At 72.3% G+C, this 25443-nt stretch carries 24 protein-coding genes and 2 tRNA genes; 12 read left to right on the forward strand and 14 right to left on the reverse strand.

Annotation, left to right across the window (positions count from 1 at the left end; all coding sequences use genetic code 11):
• From FSY66_RS07985 to FSY66_RS08005, 5 genes are all read left to right on the forward strand, one after another.
• A partial coding sequence (locus FSY66_RS07985) for a transposase (protein WP_260853590.1) occupies positions 1-285 on the forward strand: 285 nt, incomplete at its 5' end.
• Positions 286-300: 15 nt separating this feature from the next.
• On the forward strand, positions 301-537 hold the full coding sequence (locus FSY66_RS07990) for a hypothetical protein (RefSeq protein WP_144793335.1): 237 nt from the start codon (positions 301-303) through the stop codon (positions 535-537).
• A 12-nt stretch (positions 538-549) separates the two neighbouring features.
• A complete protein-coding gene (locus FSY66_RS07995; protein ID WP_144793338.1) occupies positions 550-1164 on the forward strand; it encodes a response regulator transcription factor in 615 nt (204 codons plus the stop codon).
• A 130-nt stretch (positions 1165-1294) separates the two neighbouring features.
• Positions 1295-2092: a hypothetical protein gene (locus FSY66_RS08000; RefSeq protein ID WP_144793341.1), complete on the forward strand. Its 798-nt coding sequence runs from the start codon at positions 1295-1297 to the stop codon at positions 2090-2092.
• Between the two features lie 90 nt (positions 2093-2182).
• Positions 2183-3526 (forward strand): DNA recombination protein RmuC, encoded by a 1344-nt coding sequence (locus tag FSY66_RS08005; RefSeq protein WP_144793344.1) that lies wholly within the window; start codon positions 2183-2185, stop codon positions 3524-3526.
• A 47-nt stretch (positions 3527-3573) separates the two neighbouring features.
• On the opposite strand, the gene FSY66_RS08010 is transcribed toward FSY66_RS08005, so the two are convergent.
• Together FSY66_RS08010 and FSY66_RS08015 are read right to left on the reverse strand one after the other, a co-directional pair.
• Positions 3574-4656: a 4-hydroxy-3-methylbut-2-enyl diphosphate reductase gene (locus FSY66_RS08010; RefSeq protein WP_144793349.1), complete on the reverse strand. Its 1083-nt coding sequence runs from the start codon at positions 4654-4656 to the stop codon at positions 3574-3576.
• Positions 4657-4761: 105 nt separating this feature from the next.
• Positions 4762-5808, reverse strand: coding sequence for a hypothetical protein (locus tag FSY66_RS08015; protein ID WP_144793352.1), 1047 nt, complete (start codon positions 5806-5808; stop codon positions 4762-4764).
• 85 nt (positions 5809-5893) lie between these two features.
• Between FSY66_RS08015 and xseA the strand changes: the two genes are divergently transcribed.
• Positions 5894-7183: an exodeoxyribonuclease VII large subunit gene (xseA, locus tag FSY66_RS08020; RefSeq protein ID WP_144793355.1), complete on the forward strand. Its 1290-nt coding sequence runs from the start codon at positions 5894-5896 to the stop codon at positions 7181-7183.
• A 39-nt stretch (positions 7184-7222) separates the two neighbouring features.
• Positions 7223-7486 carry an exodeoxyribonuclease VII small subunit gene (locus FSY66_RS08025; RefSeq protein WP_144793358.1) on the forward strand — a complete coding sequence of 88 codons (264 nt, stop codon included), beginning with the start codon at positions 7223-7225 and terminating at the stop codon, positions 7484-7486.
• A 25-nt stretch (positions 7487-7511) separates the two neighbouring features.
• Here FSY66_RS08025 and FSY66_RS08030 read toward each other — a convergent pair whose 3' ends face one another.
• Entirely contained in the window at positions 7512-8057 is a 546-nt protein-coding gene (locus tag FSY66_RS08030) for a TetR family transcriptional regulator (protein WP_144793361.1), read from the reverse strand.
• Between the two features lie 241 nt (positions 8058-8298).
• On the opposite strand from FSY66_RS08030, the gene FSY66_RS08035 reads away from it, so the two are divergent.
• Complete coding sequence (locus FSY66_RS08035) at positions 8299-9876, forward strand: MFS transporter (RefSeq protein ID WP_144793364.1); 1578 nt, start codon at positions 8299-8301, stop codon at positions 9874-9876.
• A 96-nt stretch (positions 9877-9972) separates the two neighbouring features.
• On the opposite strand, the gene FSY66_RS08040 is transcribed toward FSY66_RS08035, so the two are convergent.
• Together FSY66_RS08040 and FSY66_RS08045 are read right to left on the reverse strand one after the other, a co-directional pair.
• Positions 9973-11196, reverse strand: a complete 1224-nt coding sequence (locus tag FSY66_RS08040; protein WP_144793367.1) for a pyridoxal phosphate-dependent aminotransferase — start codon at positions 11194-11196, stop codon at positions 9973-9975.
• A gap of 22 nt (positions 11197-11218) precedes the next feature.
• Complete coding sequence (locus FSY66_RS08045) at positions 11219-12322, reverse strand: glycine betaine ABC transporter substrate-binding protein (RefSeq protein WP_144793370.1); 1104 nt, start codon at positions 12320-12322, stop codon at positions 11219-11221.
• A gap of 55 nt (positions 12323-12377) precedes the next feature.
• Here FSY66_RS08045 and corA point away from each other — a divergent pair, with 55 nt between their 5' ends.
• Positions 12378-13385: a magnesium/cobalt transporter CorA gene (gene corA, locus FSY66_RS08050; RefSeq protein WP_144793373.1), complete on the forward strand. Its 1008-nt coding sequence runs from the start codon at positions 12378-12380 to the stop codon at positions 13383-13385.
• 81 nt (positions 13386-13466) lie between these two features.
• On the opposite strand, the gene FSY66_RS08055 is transcribed toward corA, so the two are convergent.
• Positions 13467-14282, reverse strand: coding sequence for a DedA family protein (locus FSY66_RS08055; protein ID WP_144793378.1), 816 nt, complete (start codon positions 14280-14282; stop codon positions 13467-13469).
• A gap of 169 nt (positions 14283-14451) precedes the next feature.
• Here FSY66_RS08055 and FSY66_RS08060 point away from each other — a divergent pair, with 169 nt between their 5' ends.
• Complete coding sequence (locus tag FSY66_RS08060) at positions 14452-15474, forward strand: mechanosensitive ion channel family protein (protein ID WP_144793381.1); 1023 nt, start codon at positions 14452-14454, stop codon at positions 15472-15474.
• Between the two features lie 59 nt (positions 15475-15533).
• On the opposite strand, the gene FSY66_RS08065 is transcribed toward FSY66_RS08060, so the two are convergent.
• Positions 15534-16559 (reverse strand): LysR family transcriptional regulator substrate-binding protein, encoded by a 1026-nt coding sequence (locus FSY66_RS08065; protein WP_144793384.1) that lies wholly within the window; start codon positions 16557-16559, stop codon positions 15534-15536.
• A gap of 113 nt (positions 16560-16672) precedes the next feature.
• Between FSY66_RS08065 and FSY66_RS08070 the strand changes: the two genes are divergently transcribed.
• Positions 16673-16745, forward strand: a tRNA-Ala gene (locus tag FSY66_RS08070).
• 49 nt (positions 16746-16794) lie between these two features.
• Here FSY66_RS08070 and FSY66_RS08075 read toward each other — a convergent pair.
• The 5 genes from FSY66_RS08075 to FSY66_RS08095 all read right to left on the reverse strand — a co-directional run bounded on the left by FSY66_RS08075 (position 16795) and on the right by FSY66_RS08095 (position 23107).
• Entirely contained in the window at positions 16795-17667 is an 873-nt protein-coding gene (locus FSY66_RS08075) for an alpha/beta hydrolase family protein (RefSeq protein WP_144793387.1), read from the reverse strand.
• A 73-nt stretch (positions 17668-17740) separates the two neighbouring features.
• The gene (locus tag FSY66_RS08080) at positions 17741-18964 is read right to left on the reverse strand and encodes a TIGR01777 family oxidoreductase (protein ID WP_260853592.1); all 1224 of its coding nucleotides are present in this window, start codon (positions 18962-18964) and stop codon (positions 17741-17743) included.
• Between the two features lie 338 nt (positions 18965-19302).
• Positions 19303-21615, reverse strand: coding sequence for a choline BCCT transporter BetT (betT, locus tag FSY66_RS08085; protein ID WP_144793390.1), 2313 nt, complete (start codon positions 21613-21615; stop codon positions 19303-19305).
• Between the two features lie 162 nt (positions 21616-21777).
• Complete coding sequence (locus FSY66_RS08090) at positions 21778-22482, reverse strand: DsbA family oxidoreductase (RefSeq protein WP_144793393.1); 705 nt, start codon at positions 22480-22482, stop codon at positions 21778-21780.
• Positions 22483-22546: 64 nt separating this feature from the next.
• Entirely contained in the window at positions 22547-23107 is a 561-nt protein-coding gene (locus tag FSY66_RS08095) for a YceI family protein (protein ID WP_144793396.1), read from the reverse strand.
• 234 nt (positions 23108-23341) lie between these two features.
• Here FSY66_RS08095 and FSY66_RS08100 point away from each other — a divergent pair, with 234 nt between their 5' ends.
• Positions 23342-23764: a YccF domain-containing protein gene (locus FSY66_RS08100; RefSeq protein ID WP_144793399.1), complete on the forward strand. Its 423-nt coding sequence runs from the start codon at positions 23342-23344 to the stop codon at positions 23762-23764.
• 64 nt (positions 23765-23828) lie between these two features.
• Here FSY66_RS08100 and FSY66_RS08105 read toward each other — a convergent pair.
• Both FSY66_RS08105 and FSY66_RS08110 read right to left on the reverse strand, forming a co-directional pair.
• Positions 23829-23902: transfer RNA gene (locus FSY66_RS08105), tRNA-Leu, on the reverse strand.
• A gap of 124 nt (positions 23903-24026) precedes the next feature.
• On the reverse strand, positions 24027-25415 hold the full coding sequence (locus tag FSY66_RS08110; protein WP_144793402.1) for an NAD(P)/FAD-dependent oxidoreductase: 1389 nt from the start codon (positions 25413-25415) through the stop codon (positions 24027-24029).
• Between the last annotated feature and the right edge of the window lie 28 nt (positions 25416-25443).

The following is a 25443-nucleotide window of genomic DNA, read 5'->3' on the forward strand; positions in this document are numbered from 1 at the left end:
ACTCGCATTCTCCGGCCCATTATGGGCCAGACTCAGCGTGTCCACCACTCAGGGTTCATCCCCGTAGAACTGCGCAAGCTCGGCCGCACCCTGACCAGACGCGCCTGCGACGTCCTGGCCTACTTCGACCGGCCGCGCACGAGCAACGGACCTACCGAAGCCGTGAACGGTCGCCTCGAGCACCTGCGTGGCCTGGCCCTCGGCTTCCGCAACCTCACCAACTACATAGCCCGCGCACTCCTCGAAGCCGGCGGATTCAGACCACACCTACACCCCGAATTGTGAAGAGCCACGAATGTCGTGCGGCACTCCGGCGCCTCGCGCTGCGTCGTGCACGCGGAGCCGGGCCGGCTGGTCGTCGAGGACGACGGCATCGGGCTGCCGGAGGAGCGCGGCGCGGGCAGCGGCCTGCGGGGCCTGTCCGAGCGCGTGCAGCAGGCCGGCGGGCAGCTGAGTCTCGGGCCGTCCCGGCTGGGCGCACCCTGCGACCGACCGGGGACCCGCCTCGAGGTCATGCTGCCCCGGGCCGGCAGCTGAGAGCCTGGGCCCATGAGCTCCCCCATCCGAGTCCTGCTGGCCGATGACCAGGCCCTGGTGCGCGGTGCCATGGCCGCCCTGCTGGGCCTCGAGGCCGATCTGGAGATCGTCGCCGAGACGGGCTCCGGCGCGCGGGTCGTCGAGCTGGCGCGCGAGCACCGCGCAGACGTCGCCCTGCTGGACATCGAGATGCCCGGGGGCTCCGGGATCGACGCCGCCCGGGACCTGGGGGCCGCGGGACTGGCCTGCCGCGCGCTGATCGTCACCACCTTCGGCCGGCCGGGATACCTGCGCCGTGCCCTGGACGCCGGCGCCAGCGGCTTCGTGGTGAAGGACACCCCCGCCGCGGAGCTCGCCCGGGCCGTGCGGACGGTGCACTCCGGCGGGAGGGTCATCGACCCGTCGCTGGCCGAGGAGTCCCTGGTCGCCGGCGGCAGCCCGCTGACGGAGCGGGAGCGCGACGTCCTGCGCCTCGCCCTGGAGGGGGCCGCGGTCAAGGAGATGGCCTCTGCGCTGCACCTGTCCGCGGGGACCGTGCGCAATCACCTGTCCTCGGCGATCGGCAAGACCCACACCGCGAACCGAGCGGCCGCGGCGCGGGCGGCGCAGGACAACGGGTGGCTCTGAGGCCGCCGTCGGACGGACGCGCGCCGGTCCGGGGCCATCTGCGGCAACAACATGCAGTTCCCTGGGAATCTGCTTAGGCTCTGGGGGCTCGTCGGCCCCGCGACGGGCCCCTGATGATCTGGAGGATCCCTTGCCCCTGCGCTGCCCCGCCGTCGTGATCGGCGCTCTCGGACTGACCCTGGCCCTGTCCGCCTGCACCCCCGACTCCGCCGAGGACTCGGCTCAGGAGCCCGCCCCGGAGACCGTGACGGTCACGCAGACGGCCCCGGCTCCTGAGTCCCAGGAGGCCTCCGCAGAGGCCGACGACGACGCCTCGGCACAGGGGGGCTCCGCGCAGGAGGACTCCTCGGACGACGCGTCCGAGGAGCCCGAGGACCCGGAGTCCTCGGACAGCTCCGACGAGGCGGGGGATCCGGAGTCCTCCGAGGATTCCGAGGGCTCCGGCGCCCAGGAGGCGGCGGGCGCCGACGGCCTCAGCGCCCGCGGCAACATCCCCAAGCAGATCGGCGAGGAGGCGCGCCTGACGGCTTCCTCCGGCGACCAGGCCCTCGCCTTCACGGTGACCGGCATCCAGCCGGACTACCAGTGCACGGCTCCGTACGCGGAGGCGCCCGAGAACGAGTCCTTCGTGCGGATCGACATCGAGGCGACCACCGGCTCGGCCGCGGACATGGAGGAGCTCTTCTACTCGGATTCGATGATGTTCAACCCGTTCGACTGGAAGTTCGTGGACTCCTCCGGCCGGACCGCCAACGAGACCAGCACGGCAGCCTCCTACATGTGCCTCGACGAGAACGAGGCCCTTCCCTCTGACATCGGCCCGGGCGAGAACGTGTCCGGCGCCCTCGTGCTGGACGTCACCGACTCCTCGGGGACCCTGGCCTTCCAGCCGGTCTACGACTCGGCCGGGTGGGAATGGAGCCTCTGATCGGCTGACCCCCTCAGCTGCCGCACGGCGCGGTCCCGCCTCGGGCGGGGCCGCGCTGTGCTGTCGGAGGCCCCTGAGAATCTGACGGGCATGGAACAGAGCCCCGCCCTCGCCGTCGTCATCCCGCTGCTGCTGTTCCTCGCGGGGGCCGCGGCCGGGCTGGCCGTGGGGTGGCTTCTGGCCTCCCGCCGCGCCGAGCCCGCGGCCCAGGAGCAGGAGATCGCGGCCCTGCGGCAGGAGAACACGGAGCTCGAGCGCCGTCTGGCCACGGCCGCGGAGAGCTCCCGCCTGCAGACCGAGCGGGTGGAGGCGCTGGAGGAGCGCTCGGCGCAGGATCAGGACGTGCTCACCGCGCTGGCACCGCTGGCCGATCGGCTGCGCGGGGTCCAGGAGCACGTGACCCGGATGGAGAAGGATCGTTCGCAGCAGTTCGGGGAGGTCACCCGTGCGCTCGAGCAGGCCCGGGACTCCGATGCCGAGCTGCAGCGCGTCACGGGCTCCCTGGCGGGGTCCCTGCGCTCGAACTCCGCTCGCGGCACCTGGGGCGAGATCCAGCTGCGCCGCGTGGTCGAGGCCGCCGGCATGCTGCGCCACGTGGACTTCGACGAGCAGGTCCACGTGCGCACGGAGGACGGAGCCCATCGTCCGGACATGGTCGTGCGGCTGCCCGGCGAGCAGCGGCTCATCGTGGACTCCAAGGCGCCCATGGCCTCCTACCTGAAGGCCCAGGACCTCCAGGACGACGGCTCGGATCAGGTCCGCGCCGCACGCGCCGAGCTGAGGACGGCCCACGCCGATGCTCTGCGGACCCACGTGGACCAGCTGGCCTCCAAGAAGTACTGGACCTCGGCCGTCGGCTCCCCCGAGCTCGTGCTGTGCTTCGTCCCGGTGGAGTCGGCCCTGTCGGCAGCCCTGGAGACGGACCCCTCCCTGCTCGATCACGCCGCATCGCGCAATGTGGCGCTCGTGTCGCCGGTATCGCTGCTGGCCTCGCTCAAGGCGGTCGCCTTCTCGTGGCGGCAGGAGTCGCTGGCCCAGGACGCCGCGCAGCTGCTGCAGCTCTCCCGCGATCTCTATGACCGCCTGGGCACCGTGGGCGGGCACCTCAGCGCCATGGGCGGCTCGATCCGACGCTCGGTGGAGACCTACAACAAGCTCGTGGGATCGCTCGAGACCCGCGTGCTGCCCACCGCTCGCCGGCTCAACGACCTGGATGTCACCGCCGCCGCCGACGATCGGCTGGAGACCTCGACCGTGGAGGCCACGCCCCGGGCGATCACCGCTCCCGAGCTGCTCGAGACGGCGCCCGGGGGCGGCGCAGACCCGTCGCAGACGGACCGCGGCTCGGAGCGCTCTGACAGGCCGGAGACCACCGCCGGGCAGGGACGTCCCCACCGGGCGGGATCACCGGGCGGGGACGCTCGGAGCTCCTGAGACCCGCGCGGGCCCCGGCGGGGCGTCAGGCGAGCCCCGGCCGCGTCTCAGCGGGGCGGGCGCGCTCCGCGGCCGCCCAGGTTGCGGGAGGCGTCGCCGTCGGCCGACAGCCGCGCCCGCAGCTCCTTGGGCAGGGAGAACAGGATGTCCTCCTCGGCCGTGACGACCTCCTCGACGTCGTCGTAGCCGTACTCGGCCAGCAGGGCCATGACGTCGCGGACCAGGACCTCGGGCACCGAGGCGCCGGAGGTCACGCCCACGGTGCGCACGCCCTCGAACCAGGCCTCGTCGACCTCGTTCGCATTGTCCACCCGCTCGGCGCGGGCGGCCCCGTACTCGGCGGCGACCTCCTTGAGCCGCACCGAGTTCGAGGAGTTCGGCGAGCCCACCACGATCACCAGGTCCGTGCGGGGCGCGATCTCCTTGATGGCGCCCTGGCGGTTGGACGTCGCGTAGCAGATGTCGTCGGAGGGCGGGTCCTGCAGGTTCGGGAAGCGCTCGCGCAGGGCCGTGACGATCTCGAGCGTCTCGTCCACGGACAGCGTGGTCTGCGACAGCCACACGAGGTTGTCCGGGTCCTCGACCTCGAGGTGCTCCACGTCCTCCGGGCCGTTGACGATGATCGTGCGGTCCGGGGCCTCGCCGAAGGTGCCCTCGACCTCCTCGTGGCCCACGTGGCCGATCAGCAGGATCTGGCGGCCCTGCTTGGCGAAGCGCACGGCCTCGCGATGCACCTTGGTCACCAGGGGGCAGGTGGCGTCGATGGTCTGCAGCCCGCGCTCGGCGGCCGACTGCACGACGGCCGGGGAGACGCCGTGGGCCGAGAACACGAGCAGCGAGCCCTCGGGGACCTCGTCGACCTCCTCGACGAACACGGCGCCGTCGGCCTCGAGCGTCTGCACGACGTGCTTGTTGTGCACGATCTCCTTGCGCACGTAGACGGGGGATCCGTAGTGCGCCAGGGCCTTCTCGACGGCGATCACCGCCCGGTCCACGCCGGCGCAGTAGCCGCGGGGCGAGGCGAGCAGGACCTTCTTCCGCCCCTCGACGGGCGCGGCGGCCTCGATCTCCTGGGGAGAGCGGCGCTCGCGCGGGACGACGGGCATGGAGAGTGCGACGGGAGCGGACATGCCCCGCATTCTACGGGCTCCCCCGGTGCCGGGGACATGTCATGCAAGTCACCGGCCCGCACTTCCGGCTTCGGGCCGCGACGCCCAGGCCCCTGCCTGCCGGCCTCAGCCCTCGATGACGCGCCGACCGCTGCGTCGGCTCAGATCCGCCAGCGAGCCGTCCGCGGCGTCCCCGTCGGCCCCGGCCCTCCAGGTCAGGCGCACGACGCACAGCACGAGACCCGCGAGGGTCAGGATCGCGCCGGCCCAGATCCAGGGCGCCAGGTGCTCCTCCAGGCCCGTTCCCAGCACGGCCATGAGCCGCTCCAGGACGGTCCGGGCGACCCCCTCGAGCTCCGGGGAGGCCAGCAGGTCCTCCGCGAAGCTCTGCATGGCCGCTCCGGCCGCGATCACCCCGCCCAGCAGGCCCAGACCTGCTCCCACGAGCACCCATTCGCGGTGCCGTGCGATCAGCAGGGCCAGGACGACCCCGGCGACGGCGCCGGCCCACCAGTACGGGGCCTGCTGCGCGATCGCCGCGATCAGGTCCAGGACGGGCCCGGTCGCGGAGTCCGGCACGGTGAGCATGCCGTCGGAGCTGCCGAAGAGGTCCATGGACCCCAGGTCGATCTCCAGGCCCATCGGGAGGCGGTCGCTCACCGCCGTCGTCAGCCCGTCGATGACCGGGGCGATCTCGAGCTGCAGGTCCTCGGGTGCCCCGTCGGGTCCCGCCGCGGCCGCGACATTGGCGTCGTAGGTGCCCTCGAGGACCTCGCGCACGTCCTGCGAGTACAGGTCGCTGTCCAGGTAGCCGCCCAGCACGTCCTGCGCGGCGCGGTCCGCGTAGTCCTTCATGAGCCCGCCCAGCGGCACGCCGCCGGTGTCGATGTCCTGCACGGCCTCGGACGTGGTCTCCAGCGCCGTGGCCTCGAGCTCGTCGCGCAGCTGCTGGTCGGAGAGCAGCTGCTCGGACAGCGCGGCGAACCCCCCGCGGTCCATGATCGTGTCGTCCACCCAGGTGGTCAGCAGGGCGACGACCGCGGCGAGCCCCGCGCACAGCGCCAGCACGGCGGCCAGGACGGTGCGCACCCACCCGAGCGGGCCGGTGCGCCGCTCCGGCGATCCCTCCCGGGTGAGGTGGCCCTCGGCGCTCTTGCGGCTCGCGGCAGTCATGTCCACCACGCTACCGGCCCCGCGGCCGTCCACCGCGCGACGTCGGATCCGGTTCGCCCGACCGTCAGGTGGTATGCATGAGGGCATGAGCGATCCGTCCCCCGACGACGGCGACCGCCCCGCGCTGGCCCCGCGGGCCGGGCTGACCACGCCGGAGAACCCCTGGCCGCTGCGGCTGCTGTCCGAGAACCTGCATGCCTACATCGCCCGCTGCGATCCCACGTGGGTCGAGGGCCAGGTCATCGAGCTGAACCGACGGGCGCGAGTGACGTATCTGACCCTGCGCGACGTCGACGAGGAGATCTCCGTCCCCGTCACGCTGTTCGCCCGGGAGATGCAGGCCATGACCACTCCGCTGGAGAAGGGCATGCGCGTGGTCGCTCAGGTCCGCCCGGACTTCTGGACCAAGACGGGGCGTCTGTCCATGATCGGGCACGGCGTGCGCCCGGTGGGCCTGGGCGATCTGCTGGTGCGGATCGAGCAGCTGCGCCGGGCCCTGGCCCAGGAGGGCCTCTTCGACCCCGAGCGCAAGCAGCCCATCCCGCCCCTGCCCCGGCGCGTGGGGCTGATCACGGGGCGCAACTCGGATGCGGAGAAGGACGTCGTGCGCAACGCGACGCTGCGCTGGCCCTCCGTGCAGTTCGAGATCCGCAATGTCGCCGTGCAGGGCGCGTCCGCCGTCGGCCAGGTCATGGGCGCGCTGGCGGAGCTCGACGCCCATCCGGACGTGGACGTCATCGTGATCGCCCGCGGCGGCGGCGCGTTCGAGGACCTGCTGCCGTTCAGCGACGAGCAGCTCGTCCGGGCGGTCGCCGAGGCCTCGACCCCCGTCGTCTCGGCCATCGGGCACGAGAACGACCAGCCGCTGCTCGACCACGTGGCCGACGTCCGGGCGTCGACCCCCACGGACGCCGGCAAGCGGGTGGTCCCCGACCTCGTCGAGGAGAAGGCGAACGTGGCCCGCGCCCGGGCCGTGCTCGACCGCGCCGTGACGCAGTTCCTGGACCGCGAGCGCAGCGCCCTGGAGTCCCTCCGGTCCCGTCCCGCCCTGCAGCAGCCCGAGGGGATGATCCTGGTGCGCGAGGAGGACGTCGACCGCCTGCGCGAGCGCGCCCAGCGCACCACCGCCCACCGCATCGAGCGGGACCGCACCGCGATCGAGCAGATGAAGCTGCGCGTGCGGGCCCTGTCCCCCCAGGAGACCCTCAACCGCGGCTACGCGGTGGTCCAGGACCACGACGGCGCCGTGGTCCGCTCCGCCGAGCAGGTGACCGTGGACGACGAGCTCACGGTGCGCCTGTCCGCCGGCGAGCTGACGGTTCAGGCCCGGGCCGTCTCCGACCGCCGCCCCGGCCAGCGCCGCGACGACGACTGATCCGCCCGCCCCAGACCCGCATCGAAAGGACCCCGCATCATGAGCGAGACCGCCCCCTCCTCCCCCGGCGCCGCCCCGGACCTCTCCGACATCGAGTCCATGGGCTACGAGCAGGCCCGCGAGGAGCTCGTGGCCACCGTGACGAAGCTCGAGGCCGGCGGCACGGCCCTCGAGGAGTCGCTCGCGCTGTGGGAGCGCGGCGAGGCCCTGGCCAACCGCTGCGAGCAGTGGCTCGACGGCGCCCGCGACCGGCTCGAGGCCGCCCGGGCCCGCCGCGAGGACTCCGAGGACGCGCAGGACTGAGGCTCCTGCTGCCCCCGGGCCCCGCTCAGTCCGCCGGGCGCATCCGCTCGACGGCCTCGAGCAGCTGGGCCATGACCGCCTCGCGCTGCGCGGCCCGGTCCGCGAGGATTCCCAGGGCCGCATTCTGGTAGAGGCCGTCTCCCATGTGCAGCACGGCCTGGGCGATCACGGGATCGCCGAGCTCGCCCAGCAGCAGGCGGTACCACCAGCCCTCGAGCTCCAGCAGCGCCTCCCGGGCTCCGCGGTCGCCGCTCTGGACCAGGCGGGAGGCGGTGAGGATCGAGCGGTCCAGCGGCGAGTCCTCCCACAGCGAGGCGCGCAGGAAGGCTCGCGCCGCGCCCTCCGGGGACTCGGCGATCGCCCGCGCCCCCTCGGCCGCCAGGGCCCGCATCCGCTCCACCGACGCGTCGGCCAGATCCTGGCGCGTCGAGAAGTGGTAGAGCAGCCCGCCCTTGGAGACGCCGGCGCGGGCCGCGACCGCCTCGAGGGTCGCCGCCCGCTCCCCGTCCTCGACGACCGTCCGGTCGAACGCCTCGATGAGCCGCTCTCGTGCCTCGGGCCTGCGCGCCACGTTCCGTCCTTCCGCCGCCGCACCGGCGGCCGAGCTGGTCCTGGTCCCGGGCGGATGCGCATGCCGCGGACCCCGTTCCCGGTGAGCCGCGCGACACTCGCGTGCTGCCCGACCGTCCAGACGGTACAGTTACGCGGGCGCCGCTGTCACGGCGCCGATGACGTCATCCGCTCGTCCGAGTCGCCGGTGAGGCCCTGCCCCGGCTCGCGCTCACGAGCCGAGATCAGGTGAGGAGGTCCGTGTGTCCACCGTCCAGACCGCCGCCCAGGAGCAGAGCACGAGTCGCAGCGCATGGGTCGGCCTCGCCGTGCTCATGCTGCCGGTGCTCACCGTGGCCATCACCACGACGACCCTCAGCTTCGCGCTGCCCGACATCGCCGCGGATCTGCGCCCGTCCGCCACGCAGCTGCTGTGGATCGTCGACATCTATCCGCTGATCCTCGCCGGGCTGCTGATCCCCATGGGCACCGTGGGCGATCGCATCGGCCGCCGGCGCCTGCTGATGATCGGCGCGGTCGGCTTCGCCCTGGCCTCCGTGGCGGGCGGGCTGTCCACGTCCCCGGAGATGCTCATCGCGGCCCGGGTGGCCGTGGCGGTCTTCGGCTCGATGCTGCTGCCGGCCACTCTCGCCCTGATCCGCGTGCTCTTCACGAGCGACGGCTCCCGCCGCATCGCGATCGCCGTGTGGACCGCCGGCTTCAGCGCCGGCGCCGCCCTGGGCCCGCTCCTCGGCGGCGGGCTGCTGACCTGGTTCAGCTGGCACGCGGCTGTCCTGGCGCCCGTGCCCTTCTGCCTCCTGTTCGCGGTGCTGGCCCCCTTCCTGCTGCCGGAGTCCCGCGATCCGCATCCCGGCAAGCTGGACATCGCCTCCGCGGCCCTGGCGATCCTGACCATGACGCCGCTCGTGTACGGCATCAAGACGGCGGCCACCGCCGGCTCGCTGCTGACCGCGCTGGCGGCCGTGCTCGTCGGGCTGGCCTTCGGCGCCCTGTTCATCATGCGCCAGCGCCGCCTGAGCCACCCCATGCTCGAGCTCGGACTGTTCCGCTCGGGGCGCTTCTCGGGCGGCGTGCTCGTGAACCTGGCCGCCAACATGGCCCAGTTCGGCTTCCTGTTCTTCCTGACCCAGCACCTGCAGCTCGTGGTCGGCATGGACTCCTTCACGGCAGGCCTGATGATCATCCCGGGCATGGCCCTGGCGATCGTCTCGGGGCTGGTGGGCGCCCGCTGGGCCGGGACGGCCGGGCCTCGCACGGTCGTGGTCACCGGCATCCTGCTCATCGCGGCCGGCTACGGCGTGATCGCTCTGTTCGCCGATGCCACCCATTGGCCGCTGACCATCGGCTACGCGGTGCTCTCCGCCGGGCTGGGCATGGCCACGACGCTGTCCACCGAGCTCGTGGTCGGCTCCGTCCCGCCGGAGAAGTCGGGATCGGCCTCGGCCATCTCCGAGACCGGCTACGAGGTCGGCGCCGTGCTGGGCACCTCCCTGCTGGGCGGGATCGTCACGGGCCTCTACCAGCGCTTCCTTCGGATTCCCGAGGGCATCGACACCGAGAGCGCCGAAGCGGCCCAGGAGACGCTCGGCGGCGCCTACGCCGTGGGCGCCCAGGTGCCCGACGGCGATCAGCTCATCGATGCCGCGGGGCTGGCCTACACCCAGGCCATCCAGACGACGGGAGTCATGACGGCACTCGTCCTGGTCGCCTTCGCGGTGCTGATCCTGCGCATGCTGCGCCGCCCGGCGCACACGGCCACGGTGGACACCCGCACGGGCCAGATGTCGGTCGTGCCTCCGGCGCGCGACGACGAGGACTGATCCGGTCGGGGCGACGGGCCCCGAGCACGGTTGCGCCCCGGACCCCGCGGAGGGGTCCGGGGCGCTCGTGCTCACCGGGGCGGGCGCCGCACCGGCTCAGGCGACCTGCTGGTACGAGCCCAGGAACTCCTCGATGCGATCGAGCGCGGTCGAGAGCATCTCCACGGACGGCAGGAAGACCAGCCGGAAGTGATCCGGGGTGGCCAGGTTGAAGGCCGAGCCGTGGCTGACCAGGATCTTCTGCTCCTTGAGCAGGTCCAGGGCGAAGCGCTCGTCGTCCACGATGCCGAACTTCTCCACGTCCAGCCGGGGGAACAGGTAGAGCGCGCCGCGGGCGGGCTGGCAGCTCACGCCGTCGATCGCGTTGAGCCGCTCGTAGGCCAGATCGCGCTGCGCCTTGAGCCGGCCCCCGGGCAGGATGAGGTCGTTGATCGACTGGTAGCCACCCAGCGCCGTCTGGATCGCGTGCTGAGCTGGGACGTTGGCGCACATGCGCATGTTGGACAGCAGCTTGAGGCCCTCGAGATAGGACTCGGCGGCCCAGTTGGGGCCGGTGATGGCCAGCCAGCCGGAGCGGTACCCGGCCACGCGGTAGGCCTTGGACAGTCCCGAGAACGTCAGGCACAGGACGTCCTCCCCGCACAGCGAGGCCAGGTTGATCATCTCCGCGCCGTCGTACGTGATCTTCTCGTAGATCTCATCGGCGAAGACGACGAGGCCGTGCTCCTTGGCCAGGTCCACGATCCCCTGCAGCGTCTCGCGCGAGTACACGGCGCCCGTGGGGTTGTTCGGGTTGATGACCACGATGGCCCGGGTGCTCGGGGTGATCCGGGAGCGGATGTCATCGAGATCCGGGTTCCAGCCGTCGGCCTCGTCGCACTGGTAGTGGACCGGTGTGCCGCCGGAGAGGCAGGTGGCTCCGGTCCACAGCGGGTAGTCCGGCGACGGGACCAGGATCTCGTCGCCCTCGTCGCACAGCGCCTGCAGCGACATGCTGATCAGCTCGGAGACGCCGTTGCCCAGGAAGACCTCCGAGACGTCGAGGTTCATGATCCCGCGGGTCTGGTAGTACTGCACGACGGCCGTGCGCGCCGAGTAGATGCCGCGGGAGTCGGAGTAGCCCTGGGCATGCGGAAGATTCTTGATCATGTCGACCAGGACGGCATCCGGGGCCTCGAAGCCGAACGGCGCGGGATTGCCGATGTTCAGGCGCAGGATGCGGTGGCCTGCGTCCTCCATGCGCTCCGCCTGCTCGAGGACCGGACCGCGGACGTCGTAGCGGACGTCGGCGAGCTTCTGGGACTGTGTGATCTTGCGCATGCGGTCACGATACCGCCGCGGACTACTGCTGGGTCCCCCACCAGTAGTCCGCCGCCTCGTACGGCGTGTACGGGGTCGACGACGTCGTCATCCGCGTCAGCTGCCGCAGCGCCTCCTCGTCCAGGCGCCCGCCGACGTCGTCGATCACTCCGCGGGCCTGGCCGGGCAGGTCCTCGCGCGCCACCGGCACGACGCGCTCCGGGATCATGGCGCCCCGGTTGTCCTCGAGCACGACCAGCGCGTTGTCCTCGATCTCCGGGCGGGTCGTGACCACGACGGAGGCCTGCACCTCGTCGCGCAGCAGGGCGTCGACGGCCTGCTGCGGGGTGTCGAAGCCGACGACCTCCTCGGGCCGGCAGTCGTAGAGGGCCTCGAGGGCCGGCACGGTCACGGGACGCTCGATCTCCTCCTGGAGCACGCCGATGGTCATCTCCGAGCACTGCTCGGCCAGCGACTCCACCGATCCGCCGGAGAGCTCGGCGCCGGTCGCGGCGGTGACGGCCATGGACCGCGTCCGGTCGGCGGCCGACGTGCGCAGCAGCTCCGTGCCCTCGGGGAGCTCCTGCGCCAGGGCGGTCTCGACGTCCGCATCGGTGAAGCCCTCCCCGTCGGGGCTCTGACCCAGCAGGGAGCCGAGCGGGTCGACCAGCCCGCGCTGCTCGGCCCCGCCGCCGCCCTGGCCGTCCTGGTCGTCCTCGCCGCTGGGGCCGGGGCTGGGGCCGGCTGCGGCGGAGGGGCCGGCGGACGGGCCGTCGTCCGGGGAGGCCGCGTCGAGCTCGAGGTAGAGGTCGCCCGTGAAGTCCGGGTACACGTCCAGCCCGCCGCTCTCGACGGCCTCGAGGTAGCCGGACCGGCCGCCGTCGACCTCGCGGACCTCCGCCGGCACGCCGCCGTCCTCGAGGGCCAGGACCCAGGCGTGGGCGATCGTGCGGGTCTGCAGCGTGGGCCCCGCGCCCACGAGCACCGGCCCCTCCTCGGAGGGCTCCGGGGCGGGCTCCTGCTCCGCGGCGCACCCGCTGAGCGCGAGCAGGCCCGCCGCCCCCGCAGCCGCGGCCGCGCGCAGACCCCGCCGGGAACCGGGGATGCGCCGGCTCGCGGTGGTGCGCTGCTGCCCGATCGAGTCCATGCGGGCCAGTCTAGGGAAGCCCGACGGGCCCGCCGCGCCGCTCTAGGATCGCGGGATGAGCATGCTGCACTGCGCCGTCTACGCCCGAGGGCGCCGGATCGCCTCTCCCGAGTCCCCGCGCGAATGCGCGCGCCTGCTCGGCGAGCGCCGGGAGCACGACGACGGCCGCTTCGCCTGGATCGCGCTGGAATCGCCCGCCCAGGAGGAGTTCGACCAGCTGCAGGAGCGCTTCGAGCTGCACGAGCTGGCCGTCGAGGACTCGCTGCTGGCCCATCAGCGGCCCAAGACCGAGCGCTACGGCCGGGACGTGTTCACCGTCCTGCGCCCGGCGGCCTACGACGACGACCAGGAGACGATCCGCCTCGACGAGATCCACGTCTTCCTGGGAGCGGACTTCGTCATCACGGTGCGCTACGACCGCACGAGCACGATCCGGAGAGCGCACGAGCGGCTCGAGGCCGATCCCGAGCTGCTGGCGCGCGGTCCCACGGCCGTGCTCTACGCGATCGTCGATCAGGCGGTCGACGACTGCTTCCCGGTCCTCGACGGCATCTCGACCGACCTGGACGAGATCGAGGACGCCCTGCTGGCCGGCGAGCCCCGGGTCTCCCCGCGGATCTACAGCCTGGCCCGCCAGGTCACCGCATTCCACCGGGCCGTCGAGCCGCTCGAGGACATGCTCGCCCGCGCGGCGCGCAGCGATCGGATCCGCGAGGACGAGGACCTGCGCCACCGGCTGCGCGACGTGGCCGATCACGCGGTCTCGGTGACCCGCCGCGTCGAGTCCCTGCGCCAGGCGCTCAACGACGCGATGCAGCTCGACGCCACCCTGACCGCCGGGCGGCAGAACGATGCCGCGATGCAGCTCAACGAGCAGACGAAGCGGATCTCGTCCTGGGCGGCGATCCTCGTCGTGCCCACCCTGATCGCCGGCGTCTACGGCATGAACTTCGACGAGATGCCCGAGCTGCACTGGGCTCTGGGATACCCGTACGCCCTGGGGCTGATGGCCCTCGCCTCCCTCGTGCTCTACATCGTGTTCAAGCGCAAGGACTGGCTCTGAGGCGTCGGCTCCGCAGCACGACGACGGCCGGCCGCCCTCCGCATCGAGGGCGGCCGGCCGTCGCAGTGCGCGAGCCTGGGCTCAGGCGCGGCGGGAGCGGCGCGCGGCCTTGCGCTCCTCGCGCTGCTGCCGCACCTGCTCGTCCTTGCGAGCGCGCCGCTCGAGGACCTCGTCCACGCTCTCCTGGCGGGAGCTGTCCGTCTTGCCGCTGCGGATCTTGAGGATGCGGCGGATCACCCACCACAGCACCAGGACGATGACCACGACGTAGACGATGTTCGAGAAGACGCCGGCCCACTGCTCCATGAGGTGCCACTGCGACCCCAGGATCCAGCCCGCGACCACGAAGATCGTGTTCCAGATCAGGGAGCCGATCGTCGTCAGCACCGTGAAGAACCAGAACGGCATGCGCTCGACGCCGGCCGGGATCGAGATCAGCGAGCGGAACAGCGGCACCATGCGCCCGAAGAAGATGGTGTAGGGGCCGTACTTGTCGAACCAGTCCTCGGTGCGCTCGACGTCGTGGATGTCCACGAGCGGAATCCGGTCCACGATGAGGTAGAGGCGGCGACGGCCCAGCCAGGCGCCCAGCCCGTAGAGGGCCATGGCCCCGACGACCGAGCCGAGCGTGGTCCAGAAGATGGCCTCCCACAGCGTGAACCCGCCCTGGGTGGCCGTGAAGCCGGCCAGGGGGAGGATGATCTCCGAGGGCAGCGGCGGGAACAGGTTCTCGAGGGCCACCAGGAGCCCGGCCCCCGGAGCGCCGATCGCGTCCATGAGGTCCACGGACCACCCGGCGATGCCGGTCAGCCCGGCCTCCTCCGAGGCGCTCTGGGCGGGGATCTGCGGGGCGGCCTGGGCGGCTGCGGTCAGCGCTGCGGAGCTGAACAAGGGCATGGGTCTCCTCGGAAGGGTTCACGGGGGTCGGGCGGGGCCCACGAGCCGACGAGCGGCGTCGAATCTGCCGGGCATTGTTCCAGACGGGTCCGAGTGCGGGCTGGGAGCGCCCGGCGGGCGCGCCGCAGGAGCCAGGTCGCGTGCAGGCAGGCCCGCTAGCCTCCAGGGCATGCAGATGCTCGGCTCGACGGAGCCCGCCCCCGCGGATCTCACCTCCTGGTCCTTCTGGCTCGGCACCCCCGCCCGGGTGCTGCTGATCCTGGCGATCGCACTGGTGGCCTCCGCGCTGATCCGGCTCATCATCAAGCGCGTGACGCGCAGCATCGCCCGGGGAACCCACGCCCGGGTGGTCTCCAAGCTCGAGTCGGGGTCCCTGCAGTGGGTCGAGGACTCCGGGATCGCCACGCAGCGGCAGGCGCAGAGGGCCCGCACCGTGGGCGCGGTGCTCTCCTCGGTCGTGGTGCTGGTCATCTGGGCCGTCGCGCTGCTCATGATCATCTCGGAGCTCGGCTTCGACATCGCGCCCGTGCTCGCCTCGGCCGGCATCGCGGGCGTGGCCCTGTCCTTCGGCGCCCAGTCGCTGGTCAAGGACTACCTCTCGGGGATCTTCATGGTCGCCGAGGACCAGCTCGGCATCGGCGACGTCGTGGATGTGGGCGAGGCCTCCGGGACGGTCGAGGACGTCGGGCTGCGGGTCACCCGCGTGCGCGACGTGGAGGGCACCCTGTGGCACGTGCGCAACGGGGAGATCCTGCGCGTGGGCAACCAGTCGCAGGGCTGGGCGCAGTGCGTGCTGGACGTGCCGCTGCCCTACGACGCCGATCTGGACGCCATGGTGGGCACGCTCGAGACCGAGCTGGCGAGCCTGCCGGAGGATCCCGAGGTCGGCCGGCACGTCATGGGCGAGCCCGAGGTGTGGGGCGTCGAGGCGCTGTCCGGGGAGTCGCTGACGGTGCGCCTGGCCGTGCGGACGGCCCCGGCGCAGCAGTGGGCCGTGGCCCGGGCGCTGCGGGTGCGGATCAAGAAGATGCTCGACCGGGAGGGCCTGCGGGTCCCGCTCGTGAACCAGACCGTGATCCGCGACGGCGGGCCGTCGACAGGCTTCCCGCACGGCGGCGCACCGCCCACGGGAGCCCAGCCGATCGTCGGCGGCGGGCAGCCGCAGCAGCCCGGACGACAGCAGCAGACCTGACGACTCCGGGTCCAGTCCCCGGCCGGGCGGCCGAGGCGGTGCTCGAGTCGGCGACCGGCTCAGCGGCCGCGCCCGGGCCGTCCGCCGCGGCCCTTGGGCCTGCCTCCGGGGCGCCCGCCGCCCGAACGGCGCGGCTTCCCGCCGGCCAGGCGCTTGCCCGCGAGCTGGTCGCCGCGGCTCGTGCCCTTCCCGGTGCGCGCGCTCCCGCCGCCGGACTTCGTCGCCGAGCCGCGCCTGCGCGCAGAGCCCGCCGCCCGCCGCGCCTCGGGAGCGTGACCGGCCGGGAGGCCGTCCTGCTCCGCCGAGGGGCCCGTCTCGCTGCTGCGCGAGGTCCCCTCCCGGCGACCGCGCACGATGCCCAGGAAGTCCTGGACCATGGCCTCGGTCCGCTCCGGCAGGTCCCGGGGCCACACGAGGACGACCGGCACGAGCGGCAGATCCGGGATCGGGCGGTAGGTCAGGTCCTTGCGGTGGTGCCAGCGCGCGACCGACATGGGCGTCACGAGCAGCCCGGCTCCCGCCGCGACCAGCTCGACCGCGGCCCCGGAGTCGGCGATCTCGGGCAGCTCGCGCGGCTCGCCGGAGTCGTCCGTCCCGCGGCCCTCGGTCGAGGGCCGGTGCTCGGGCAGCTGGCCCAGGTCCTGCAGCAGCCACTCGTCCGCGAGCTCGGCGATGGGGACGTCGTCGAGCAGCGTCAGCTCCTCGTCGACGGGCAGGACGACGACCTGCTGCTCCTCGTAGAGCTCGACCGCATGCAGGGACTCCCGGACACGGGTCAGATCGGCGAGCGTCAGGTCGCCGTCGGGCCGCGGGTGCGGCGCCAGCCGGACGAGCGCGACGTCCACCGCCTCCCCCAGGACCTGCGGCCACCGTCCGGGGGCCAGCTGCCGCTCCTCGAGCCCGTCGCCGTGCGTGCGCTCGCGCCAGCGGCGGAACCACTTGCCGGGCATCATCCCGACCTCGTAGCCCACGCGCAGGACCGGGACGTCCTGCGGCTCGGGGCCGGCGATCCCCGGCTGTCCGGCGTCGTCCTGCGGCCCTGCGGCGTCCTGCGGCTCGGGGTCCGGGTGCGCGGGGGTTTCCATGCCGCTCAGACTAGAGGCTCCGCCGGTGGCCGCGCGCCGACCGGGTCGGACAGCGGGATCCGAGCGGAGTTGGACGACGGGCCCCGGGAGGCGTACCCTGGTCTGGTTCGTCAGGGGCTATAGCTCAGTTGGTAGAGCGCTTCGTTCGCAATGAAGAGGTCAGGAGTTCGATTCTCCTTAGCTCCACTGTTCAGAGGGGCCCGGTCGGCGCAGTGTGCGCAGACCGGGCCCCTCGTCATGCCAGGCCCTCCGAGGCCTCGTGCGAGCGCAGCCACCCGTGCAGCCGCGGCCACAGGATCCTCCCCGGCTCCTTGCGGAACATCCCGTGGTGGCCGAGCCGGTCCACCCCGAGCTCCTGCGGCGTGAGGGTCCAGCGCTCGACCCGGGCTGCCGTCATCCGGTCCAGGATCGCGTCGATCTGCCGCGGGGTCGCCCAGTCGTCGTCGGAGGCGCCGATGCCGAGCGCGGGCAGGCGCACGGATGCCGCGCGGGCGGCCGCGTCCATGCTCGGATCGTCGTAGAAGTAGCCGGGGCGCCTGGTCCATGCCGCCCAGTCCACCAGCGCCGCCGAGGGGAAGTCCTCCCCGAAGCCCGCGCGGCGGGCCGGCGCATAGCCCAGGACCCTGCTCATCGCCGGCGCCACGGCGAAGAACGCGCCGATGCGCCGGCGCTCGGCCGGGCGCGGGATGGTCGCCGTGACACCGGCGTGGGAGGCGACGGTCGCGAAGCTCGTCAGGTGCTGCGTGCCCCAGCCCAGCGCCAGTGCGTGCCCGCCCACGCTGTGTCCCACCGCATGCTGCGGCAGGCTCGGGTGCTCGCCGCGAGCCCATGCGGCGACGGCGGGGACCTCCGTGCTCATCCAGTCGCGCATGCGCACGCCGCGATGCTCCTTCGGCGCGCCGGAGCGGCCCGTGCCGCGGTAGTCGTAGGTCACCACCGCGACGCCCTGCTCGGTCAGGAACTGCGCGAAGCGGCGGTAGTAGCCCTGGGGCGTGGCGGTGGCGGGGTGGATGACGACCACCGCGCTCGGCGGCCCGTCGGGCTCGGCGACGACGGCCTGGATCGTCTCGCCCGTGGGCAGGGGGATGCGGACGTCGCGGCTGCTCATCTGCCCAGGCTAGCGGGGGCCGTCGGGACCGCGCCGATGGCGCTCGGCGGCGCGGAGGGCCCGCGGCGCGGGCTCAGCCGCGCGGCGGCAGGGTCTCCGCCAGGGCATCGGGCAGCTGCGGGTGGCGGAAGACGTGCCCTCGGGCTTCGAGGACCGCGGGCCGCACCCGCTGATCCGCCATGACGAACTCCTCGGCGGCCTGCCGTCCGAGCAGCAGCTGCGGGCCCAGGGCCGGTGCCGGCACGAGGCTCGGCCGCCGCAGCGCCCGCCCGGCCTCTCGGGCGAACTCGCGCTGGCGCACCGGCTCCGGCGCTGCGGCGTTGAGCGGCCCGGACAGCGACGGGTCCAGCGCCGCCAGCACGTAGATCCGGGTGAGGTCCTCGAGCGAGATCCAGGACAGCCGGTTGCGCCCGCCCCCGAGCGGCCCACCCAGCCCTGCCAGGTAGAGCGGCAGCTGGATCCGCAGCATCCCGCCCAGGCTCGTGAGCACCACGCCTGTGCGCACGGAGACCCGGCGCATGCCCAGTGCCTCCACGCGGGCCGCCTGCGCCTCCCAGTCGCGGCAGACCTCGGCCAGGAAGCCCCCGCCCGACGCGGAGGCCTCCTCGAGCGGCTCGTCGCCGCGCTGCCCGCCGTAGTACCCGATGGCGGAGGCGCACACCAGCGCGCCCGGGCGCGCCGAGGCCGGCAGCTGCTCGCACGCATCGGCGATGAGCCGCGTCGAATCGAGGCGCGAGTCCCGGACGGCGCGCTTGCCGGCGTCCGTGAGTCGACGGGCGATGCTCGCCCCGCCCAGATGGATCACGACATCGGCCCAGGCGACGTCGGAGGCCTCGAGACGGCCCGCCGAGGGATCCCATGAGACCTCGTCCTCGCGCTGCGCCGGCCGGCGCACGAGCCGCCGGACCCGGTGCCCGCCCGTCGAGAGCATCGCGGAGACCTGGCGGCCCACGAGCCCGGAGGCGCCGCCGATCAGCACGTTGAGGGAAGCACCACCGCTCAGGCGGGCCATGTCCTGCTGGAACCCCAGATCCGCGCGCAGCTTCCGGGACCGCGCGGCGAACGTGGCCTCCAGGGTGGGCTGCATGGCAGCGGCGAGGAAGCCCGTGCGCTCCCCCGCTGTCCCGGGCAGCGGCTCGTACTCGATGCGGTCCTCGACGCTCGTGGAGGAGCCGTCCTCGGCGGGGGCGAAGGCGTGGGTGTGCCTCCAGCTGCGCAGAGGTCCGCGGACCATGCGGTCGGCGAAGGAGTGCTCGGAGGGCCCGGGCCCGTGCTCGGAGACGAACGGGACGCGCACCGCCCCTGCCGTGCCGGGGACGCTCGTGCGCAGGTGCGCCCGCGACCCCGGGGGACAGCGGCGGCCAGGACTCCCGGGCCACGGACTGCGCCCATTCCGGGCTCAGCCGGGTCAGTGCTCCGGGTCTGGCGTGCCAGGCCCAGACCTCGCCCAGCGGGTGCTCGACGGTCTCCTGGTGCGTGAAGACGGCCATGCTGCTCTCCTCCTCTGCCCGGCCCCCTGCCCCGGCGATCGCGGCACACCGGGGCCTCCCACTCTCCCCCGGATCCTCCGGCGGATGCGAGCGGCCCCCGCCCGGAGTCGCCGGGAGGGGGCCGCCGCCGCGGGTCCGGAGCGGATCACGGCAGGCGATCACCGGGACGGGCGTCCGGCGACGGCATGGTCACGAGCGAGGAGTCCGGCTGCGGGCCGGGCAGGTCGCCGGGCACCGCCGTGAGGTCGGAGGCCGGATCGGTCTCCTGGGGCGGGGTGAGCACCGAGGCGGTCGCATGCATGGTCGAGTAGTCCAGGAAGCCGAGGTGGGACTCGAAGCGGTCCAGGACGTCGTCGATGATCTGCTGCCGGGTCACGCCCATCAGGTCGTAGCCCTCGGAGCCCGTGTGCGTGAAGACCTCGAGGCGGAAGTACCGTTCGGGCTTCTGCGCCATGCGCCCGCCCACCACGGGGACGGTGCTCTCGATGGCCGCGACCTCGTAGCGGAACGGGCGGTGATCGCCCATGTCCACCTCGATGCTCGACGACGGGATCCCGTGCTCCGTCAGCTCGTGGACGGCCATGGACGCGGTGTAGCCCTGGTTCTCGAACTCGCGGGCCACATCGCTCAGCGCCGGCTGGACCGCGGCCGTCACGAACTCGGAGACCTGGTGCCTCGACGGGTACGAGCGCAGGTTCGCCAGCCGCTGGCGCCAGCTGCGCTCGGGCGCGGTGCCGCCGCTGGCGGCCATGTTGGACCGGCGCAGCTCGCGGCCCTCGCGGTCGGCCTTCTCCATGCGCAGCGCCTTCATGAACGAGGCCATGATCAGGTAGGCGACGATCGTCACGGGCAGCGCGAAGATCAGCGTCGCGTACTCCATGGTCACCACGCCGCCGGCGATCAGCATGGCGATCGTGAGGATGGCCGTGAGCACGGCCCAGAAGATGCGCAGCCACTTGGGGCCGTCGTCGGCGGGGTCGGGGATGGTCGAGGAGTAGTTCGACATGACCATCGCACCGGAGTTGGCCGAGGTCAGGTAGAAGAGCAGACCGGACAGCGTGGCCAGCCCGATCAGGAAGGTCGAGCCCGGGAACATCTCCAGCAGCGCGTACCAGCCCTGCTCGGGGCTGTCCATCGAGAGCTGGGCGAACTCCTCGTTGCCGTTGACCATGACCTCGTGCAGGGCGGAGTTGCCGAAGATCGTCACGATCAGGAAGTCGCACAGCACGGGCGCGGTGATCGCCGCCAGCACGAACTCGCGCAGCGTTCGCCCTCGGGAGATGCGCGCCAGGAACAGCCCGACGAACGGGCCCCAGGCCAGCCAGAAGGCCCAGAAGAACAGGGTCCAGGACCCCATCCATTCGGCACCCTCCGGGTTGTACCCCATGGTCTGCAGGGTGCGCTCCGGCAGGGTGAAGACGAACCGGCCGATGTTCTGCACGATGCCGTTCATCAGGAAGGCGCTCTGCCCGAAGATCAGGATGTAGACGAGCATGGCCGCCGCCGACCAGATGTTGAGCTCCGAGATGATCCGGATGCCCTTGTCGACGCCCGAGGTGCACGCGGCGATGGTCAGCAGCACCGCCACGACGATCAGGGCGATCTGCAGCCCGAGGCCGTCGGGGATCCCGAAGAGGGTGGAGAATCCGACGGAGAGCAGGACCACGCCGATGCCCATCGAGGTGGCCACGCCGAACACGGTGCCCACGAGCGCGAAGATGTCGATGACATCGCCGGTGCCTCCGCGCACGCGCTTGCCGAGCAGCGGGTAGAGGGCCGCGCGGATGGACAGCGGCATGCCCCAGCGGTAGGCGAAGTAGCCCAGGGCCATGCCGATCAGGGAGTACATGGACCACCCGGCGATGCCGTAGTGGAACATGGTCCACACGACCGATTCCTCCGCGGCCTCGAGGCTGCGCGGGTCGCCGTCGATCGGGTGGATGAACTGGGTGACGGGTCCGGTCACCGAGTAGAAGAGCATGTCGATGCCCACGCCGGCGGCGAAGAGCATGGCCAGCCACGTGAAGAACCTGTACTCCGGGCGGGAATGATCGGGGCCGAGCCGGACGGAGCCCTGCTTGGACAGCGCCACCCACAGGACGAAGCCGATCACGAGCGTCACGGTCAGGACGTAGTACCAGCCGAGGTTCGCCGAGATCCACTGCACGATGCCGTGCATCGTCTCGCGGGCGTGGTCCGGTGCGGTCATGGCGTAGATCGAGAACGCCAGGATCGCCGCGGCCGCCACGAGGAAGACCACCCAGTTCACCCGGGGGCCGCGGTCCTCCGTCAGCGCCGAGTAGCCCGCCGAGAGCTCCGAGGACGAGACCGGCGGGCGCTTGTCCTCGTGCCTGGTGGATCGCTGCTGGTCCTTCTCCGTGCCCCCGAGCCGCCGCCGATCGATCGGCTGCCCCCGGGCTGCTGCGTCTGCGGGCCTCTCCTGCTCGGATTCCGTCACGCGCTGCTCCCTTCGCTGGTGTCGAGTCGTCGTCGGACCGCACCGAGGGGCATGCAGACGCCAGGGCACCCGCATGAGACATGCTTTACATGGCAATTCCCAGATTCTTCTCAGTTACGGCCAACCCGGCAAGGTTAGGGGCCTCGGTGGACTCGATCCAGCTCATCGGGCCGGCTGTGAGACGTCTGACTCCGTGCCCCGGGCCTCCCACGCGGTCCGCAGCGCCTCGAGCAGGACCTCCGGCGCCTGGGCTCCGGAGACCGCGTACCGGGAGCCCAGCACGAAGAACGGGACTCCGCCGATGCCCAGGCGCCGGGCGACCGTCAGGTCGTCCTCGACGGCCCGACGCCAGGTCCGCTCCCGCAGCGCGGCCCGCGCCTGCTCGGGGTCCAGCCCGACCTCCCCCGCCAGGCGGACCAGCACGGAGACGTCGTCGAGCACCTCCCCTTCCGCGAAGTACGCGCGGAACATCCGCTGCATCATCGGCCGGCCCAGGCCCCGGGCCTGCGCGAAATGCCCCAGCTCGTGCGCCCTCCGGGTCGAGGACGCGACGGCTCGGTCCATCGCGAAGTCGAGCCCGATCTCCCGGCCGCGCTCGATCACCGGGCGGTTCATCTGCTCGACCTGCTCGGGCGGGATGTCCTTCTCTCCCGCCAGCATCTTCGTCATGGGCATCGACTCCCCCTCCGGGAAGTCGGGGGCCAGCAGGAAGGAGTGGTAGACGACCTGCACGGCGTCGCGGTGCTCGAACTCCTCGAGGGCCAGCTCGAGGTGCCGGTCCCCCAGGCGGCAGAACGGGCACATCACGTCCGACCAGATGTCGATGCTCAGGAGGTCGGTCTCGGGGTGCTCAGCGGAAGGATCCATGCGTCGGACCCTACAAGCCCGCCCGGCAGGGCCGCGCCGATCGCGGCCGGCTCGAGCTCGCGCCTCAGGAGGGCTGCTCGGCGTCCTTCACGAGCGAGAGCTCGAACTCCAGGGTGATCTTGTCCGAGACGAGCACGCCGCCGGAGTCCAGCGGAGTGTTCCAGCTCACGCCCCAGTCCTTGCGGTCGATCCGACGGCTGCCCTCGAGCCCGAAGCGCAGCAGGCCCAGGTGATCCGCATCCATCCCGGTCATCTCGAGCGGGACCGAGATCGACCGGGTGATGCCGCGGATGCTCAGGTCGCCGGTCACGATGAACTGATTCTCGTCGATCTCGTCCACGGCGCTCGAGGCGAACTCGATCGTCGGGTGGCTCGCGGCGTCGAAGAAGTCCGCGCTGCGCAGGTGCTCGTCGCGCTGCGGATTGCGGGTGTCCACGCTCTCGACGCGCAGGACGACGCGGACCCGGGAGCGCGCCATGTCCTCGGGATCGAGCACGGCCGTGCCCTCGACGTCGTTGAACGCCCCGCGGACCTTCGTGACCATGGCGTGGCGCGAGGAGAAGCCGATCCGCGAGTGCGCCGGGTCGATCGTCCAGGTCCCCGCAAGCTGCGGCTGAGCGCTCATGGTCGTTGCCCCTGTCCTTCGGTCACGATGCGGGCCGGAAGCCCGTCCGCCCATCCTAGGGGCCCGGGGCAGGCCCGCCCTCCGGCCGGCCCGCGGTCGCGGTCCCCCGTTGAGGGGACCGCGGCCACCCGCACCGCTCCACGTCCGCCCACGTCCCCCGGGAAGACACCGCACCGCCGCGGAAAACCCCGGCATCCGGTGGTGGCGGCACCGACCCCCGGTTAGCCTCGAGCCATGAGACGGCTCCTGTCATTCATCCTCAACATCATCTGGCTCCTCACCGCCGGCTGGTCGCTGTTCCTGGCGTACGTCGTCGCCGGTGTGATCGCCTGCCTGCTGATCGTGACCATCCCGTTCGGGGTGGCCTCGTTCCGGATCGCGGGCTTCGTGATCTGGCCCTTCGGCCGCGAGGTCGTCACGACCCGCCGGTCGGGCGCCGTCAGCACCGTGGGCAACGTGATCTGGTTCGTCGTGGCCGGCTGGTGGGTCGCCCTGGGTCACCTCCTCACGGCGGCGGTGCAGGCCATCACGATCATCGGCATCCCGCTGGCCTGGGCCAACGTCAAGATGATCCCCGTGACCTGCTTCCCGTTCGGCAAGGACGTGATCCCGTCCACGAGCGCGCGCTCCATGACCTACCCGACCGTCCGGGCCTGATCCGGACCCGACGCGCAGCACGACGGCGGCGCCCCCGCAGAGACGGGGCGCCGCCGTCGTCGTGTGCCCCCGCTGGGACTCGAACCCAGACTGAGCGGATTTTAAGTCCGATGCCTCTGCCGGTTGGGCTACGGGGGCCCGCCGCCCGATGCCTCCCGGCGAGCTGCGCTCGAGCCTAATGGACAGCGCCCCCGCACCGTGGGTGCGGGGGCGCTGTCGCGGGGCCGAGGAGCGGCCGGGGCTCAGGACGAGCTGACTCGGCTCAGAGCTTGACCTGCTTGCGCACGACCTCCTGGCCGGTCGCGGTCTCGAAGTTCAGGCGCGGATCGCGCACGTGGCGGATCTGCGTGGTGTTGCGCCCGAACAGCATGTTGACGCCCCACTCGCCGAGGATCCGGGCCTTCCGGTCCAGGGAGGGCATGGCGTAGAGGTGGTAGCCGCGGTGCATGAGCCAGGCCAGCGGGCCGGAGAACTCGATGCCCTTGACGTTGGCCGCGCCCTTGAACAGGCCCAGCCCCGCCACGGTGCCGAGGCTCTCGTGGTAGTAGTCCTCGAGGGGCTTGCCCTCGCGGGACGCCAGGATGTTCTTGACCATGACCTTGGCCTGGCGGATGGCGTGCTGCGCGTTCGGCACGCAGAAACCGCCCGGGCCCTGACCGGACAGATCCGGCACGGCGGCGTTGTCGCCGCCGGTCCAGGCGCCCTCGATGGGGCCGTCGTCGCCGGTGACGCGCAGGTCGGCGCCGGCGCGGACGCGGCCGCGGTCGTCGACCGGGAAGCTGGTGCTCTTCTTGAACAGCGGGTTCGCCTGGACGCCGGCGGTCCAGATCAGGGTGTCGGCGTCGAACTCGCCCGCCGGGGACTTGTCCTCCATGTTGATCAGCTTGATGTGGTCGTCCTCGGCGGAGTCCAGCGAGGTGTTGAGCAGGACCTCGACGCCGCGCGAGCGCAGCTCGGCGACGACCTTCTCGGCGCGGTCCTTCGAGACCTCGGGCATGATGCGCCCGGCCGCCTCGACCAGCACGAAGCGCAGGTCCGAGACCTTGAGCCGCGGATTGCGCTCGGCGGCCTTGCGGGCCACGTCCTCGAGCTCGCCGATGGTCTCGATGCCGGCGAAGCCGCCGCCGACGAGCACGAAGGTCAGGGCCTTGCGGCGCTCGGGGCCGTCCTCCATCTGGGAGGCGACGTTGATGCGCTCGAGCACCCAGTTGCGCACCGCCACGGCCTCCTCGATCGACTTCATGCCGATCGCCGACTCGCCGAGGCCCGGGATCGGGAAGGCGCGGGTGACCGAGCCGGCCGAGAGCACGATCTCGTCGTACGGGACCTCGAAGACGGGGCCGTCGTTGATGGAGGCCACCGTGGCCACGCGCTTGTCGTGGTCGATGGCCACGACGCGGCCCGACAGCGACTCCGTGTCCTTGAGGAACTGCTGGAAGGGAGCCACCGCGGAGCGGGCCTCGAGGCTTCCCGCCGCGACCTCCGGGAGGAACGGCAGGTACATCATGTACGGGTTCGGATCGACGATCGTGACGATGCCGCCGGACTCCTTGATGCGCTTCTGGAGGCCCTGGGCCACATGGAAGCCCAGGTAGCCGCCGCCCACGATGAGGATGCGATTGCGGTCCTTGGCCAGGAATGAGCTAGACATATGCGCCAGTCTAATCCCAGGCGGCCTG

The organism is Kocuria palustris (genome assembly GCF_007666205.1).
Lineage (GTDB): Bacteria > Actinomycetota > Actinomycetes > Actinomycetales > Micrococcaceae > Kocuria > Kocuria palustris_A.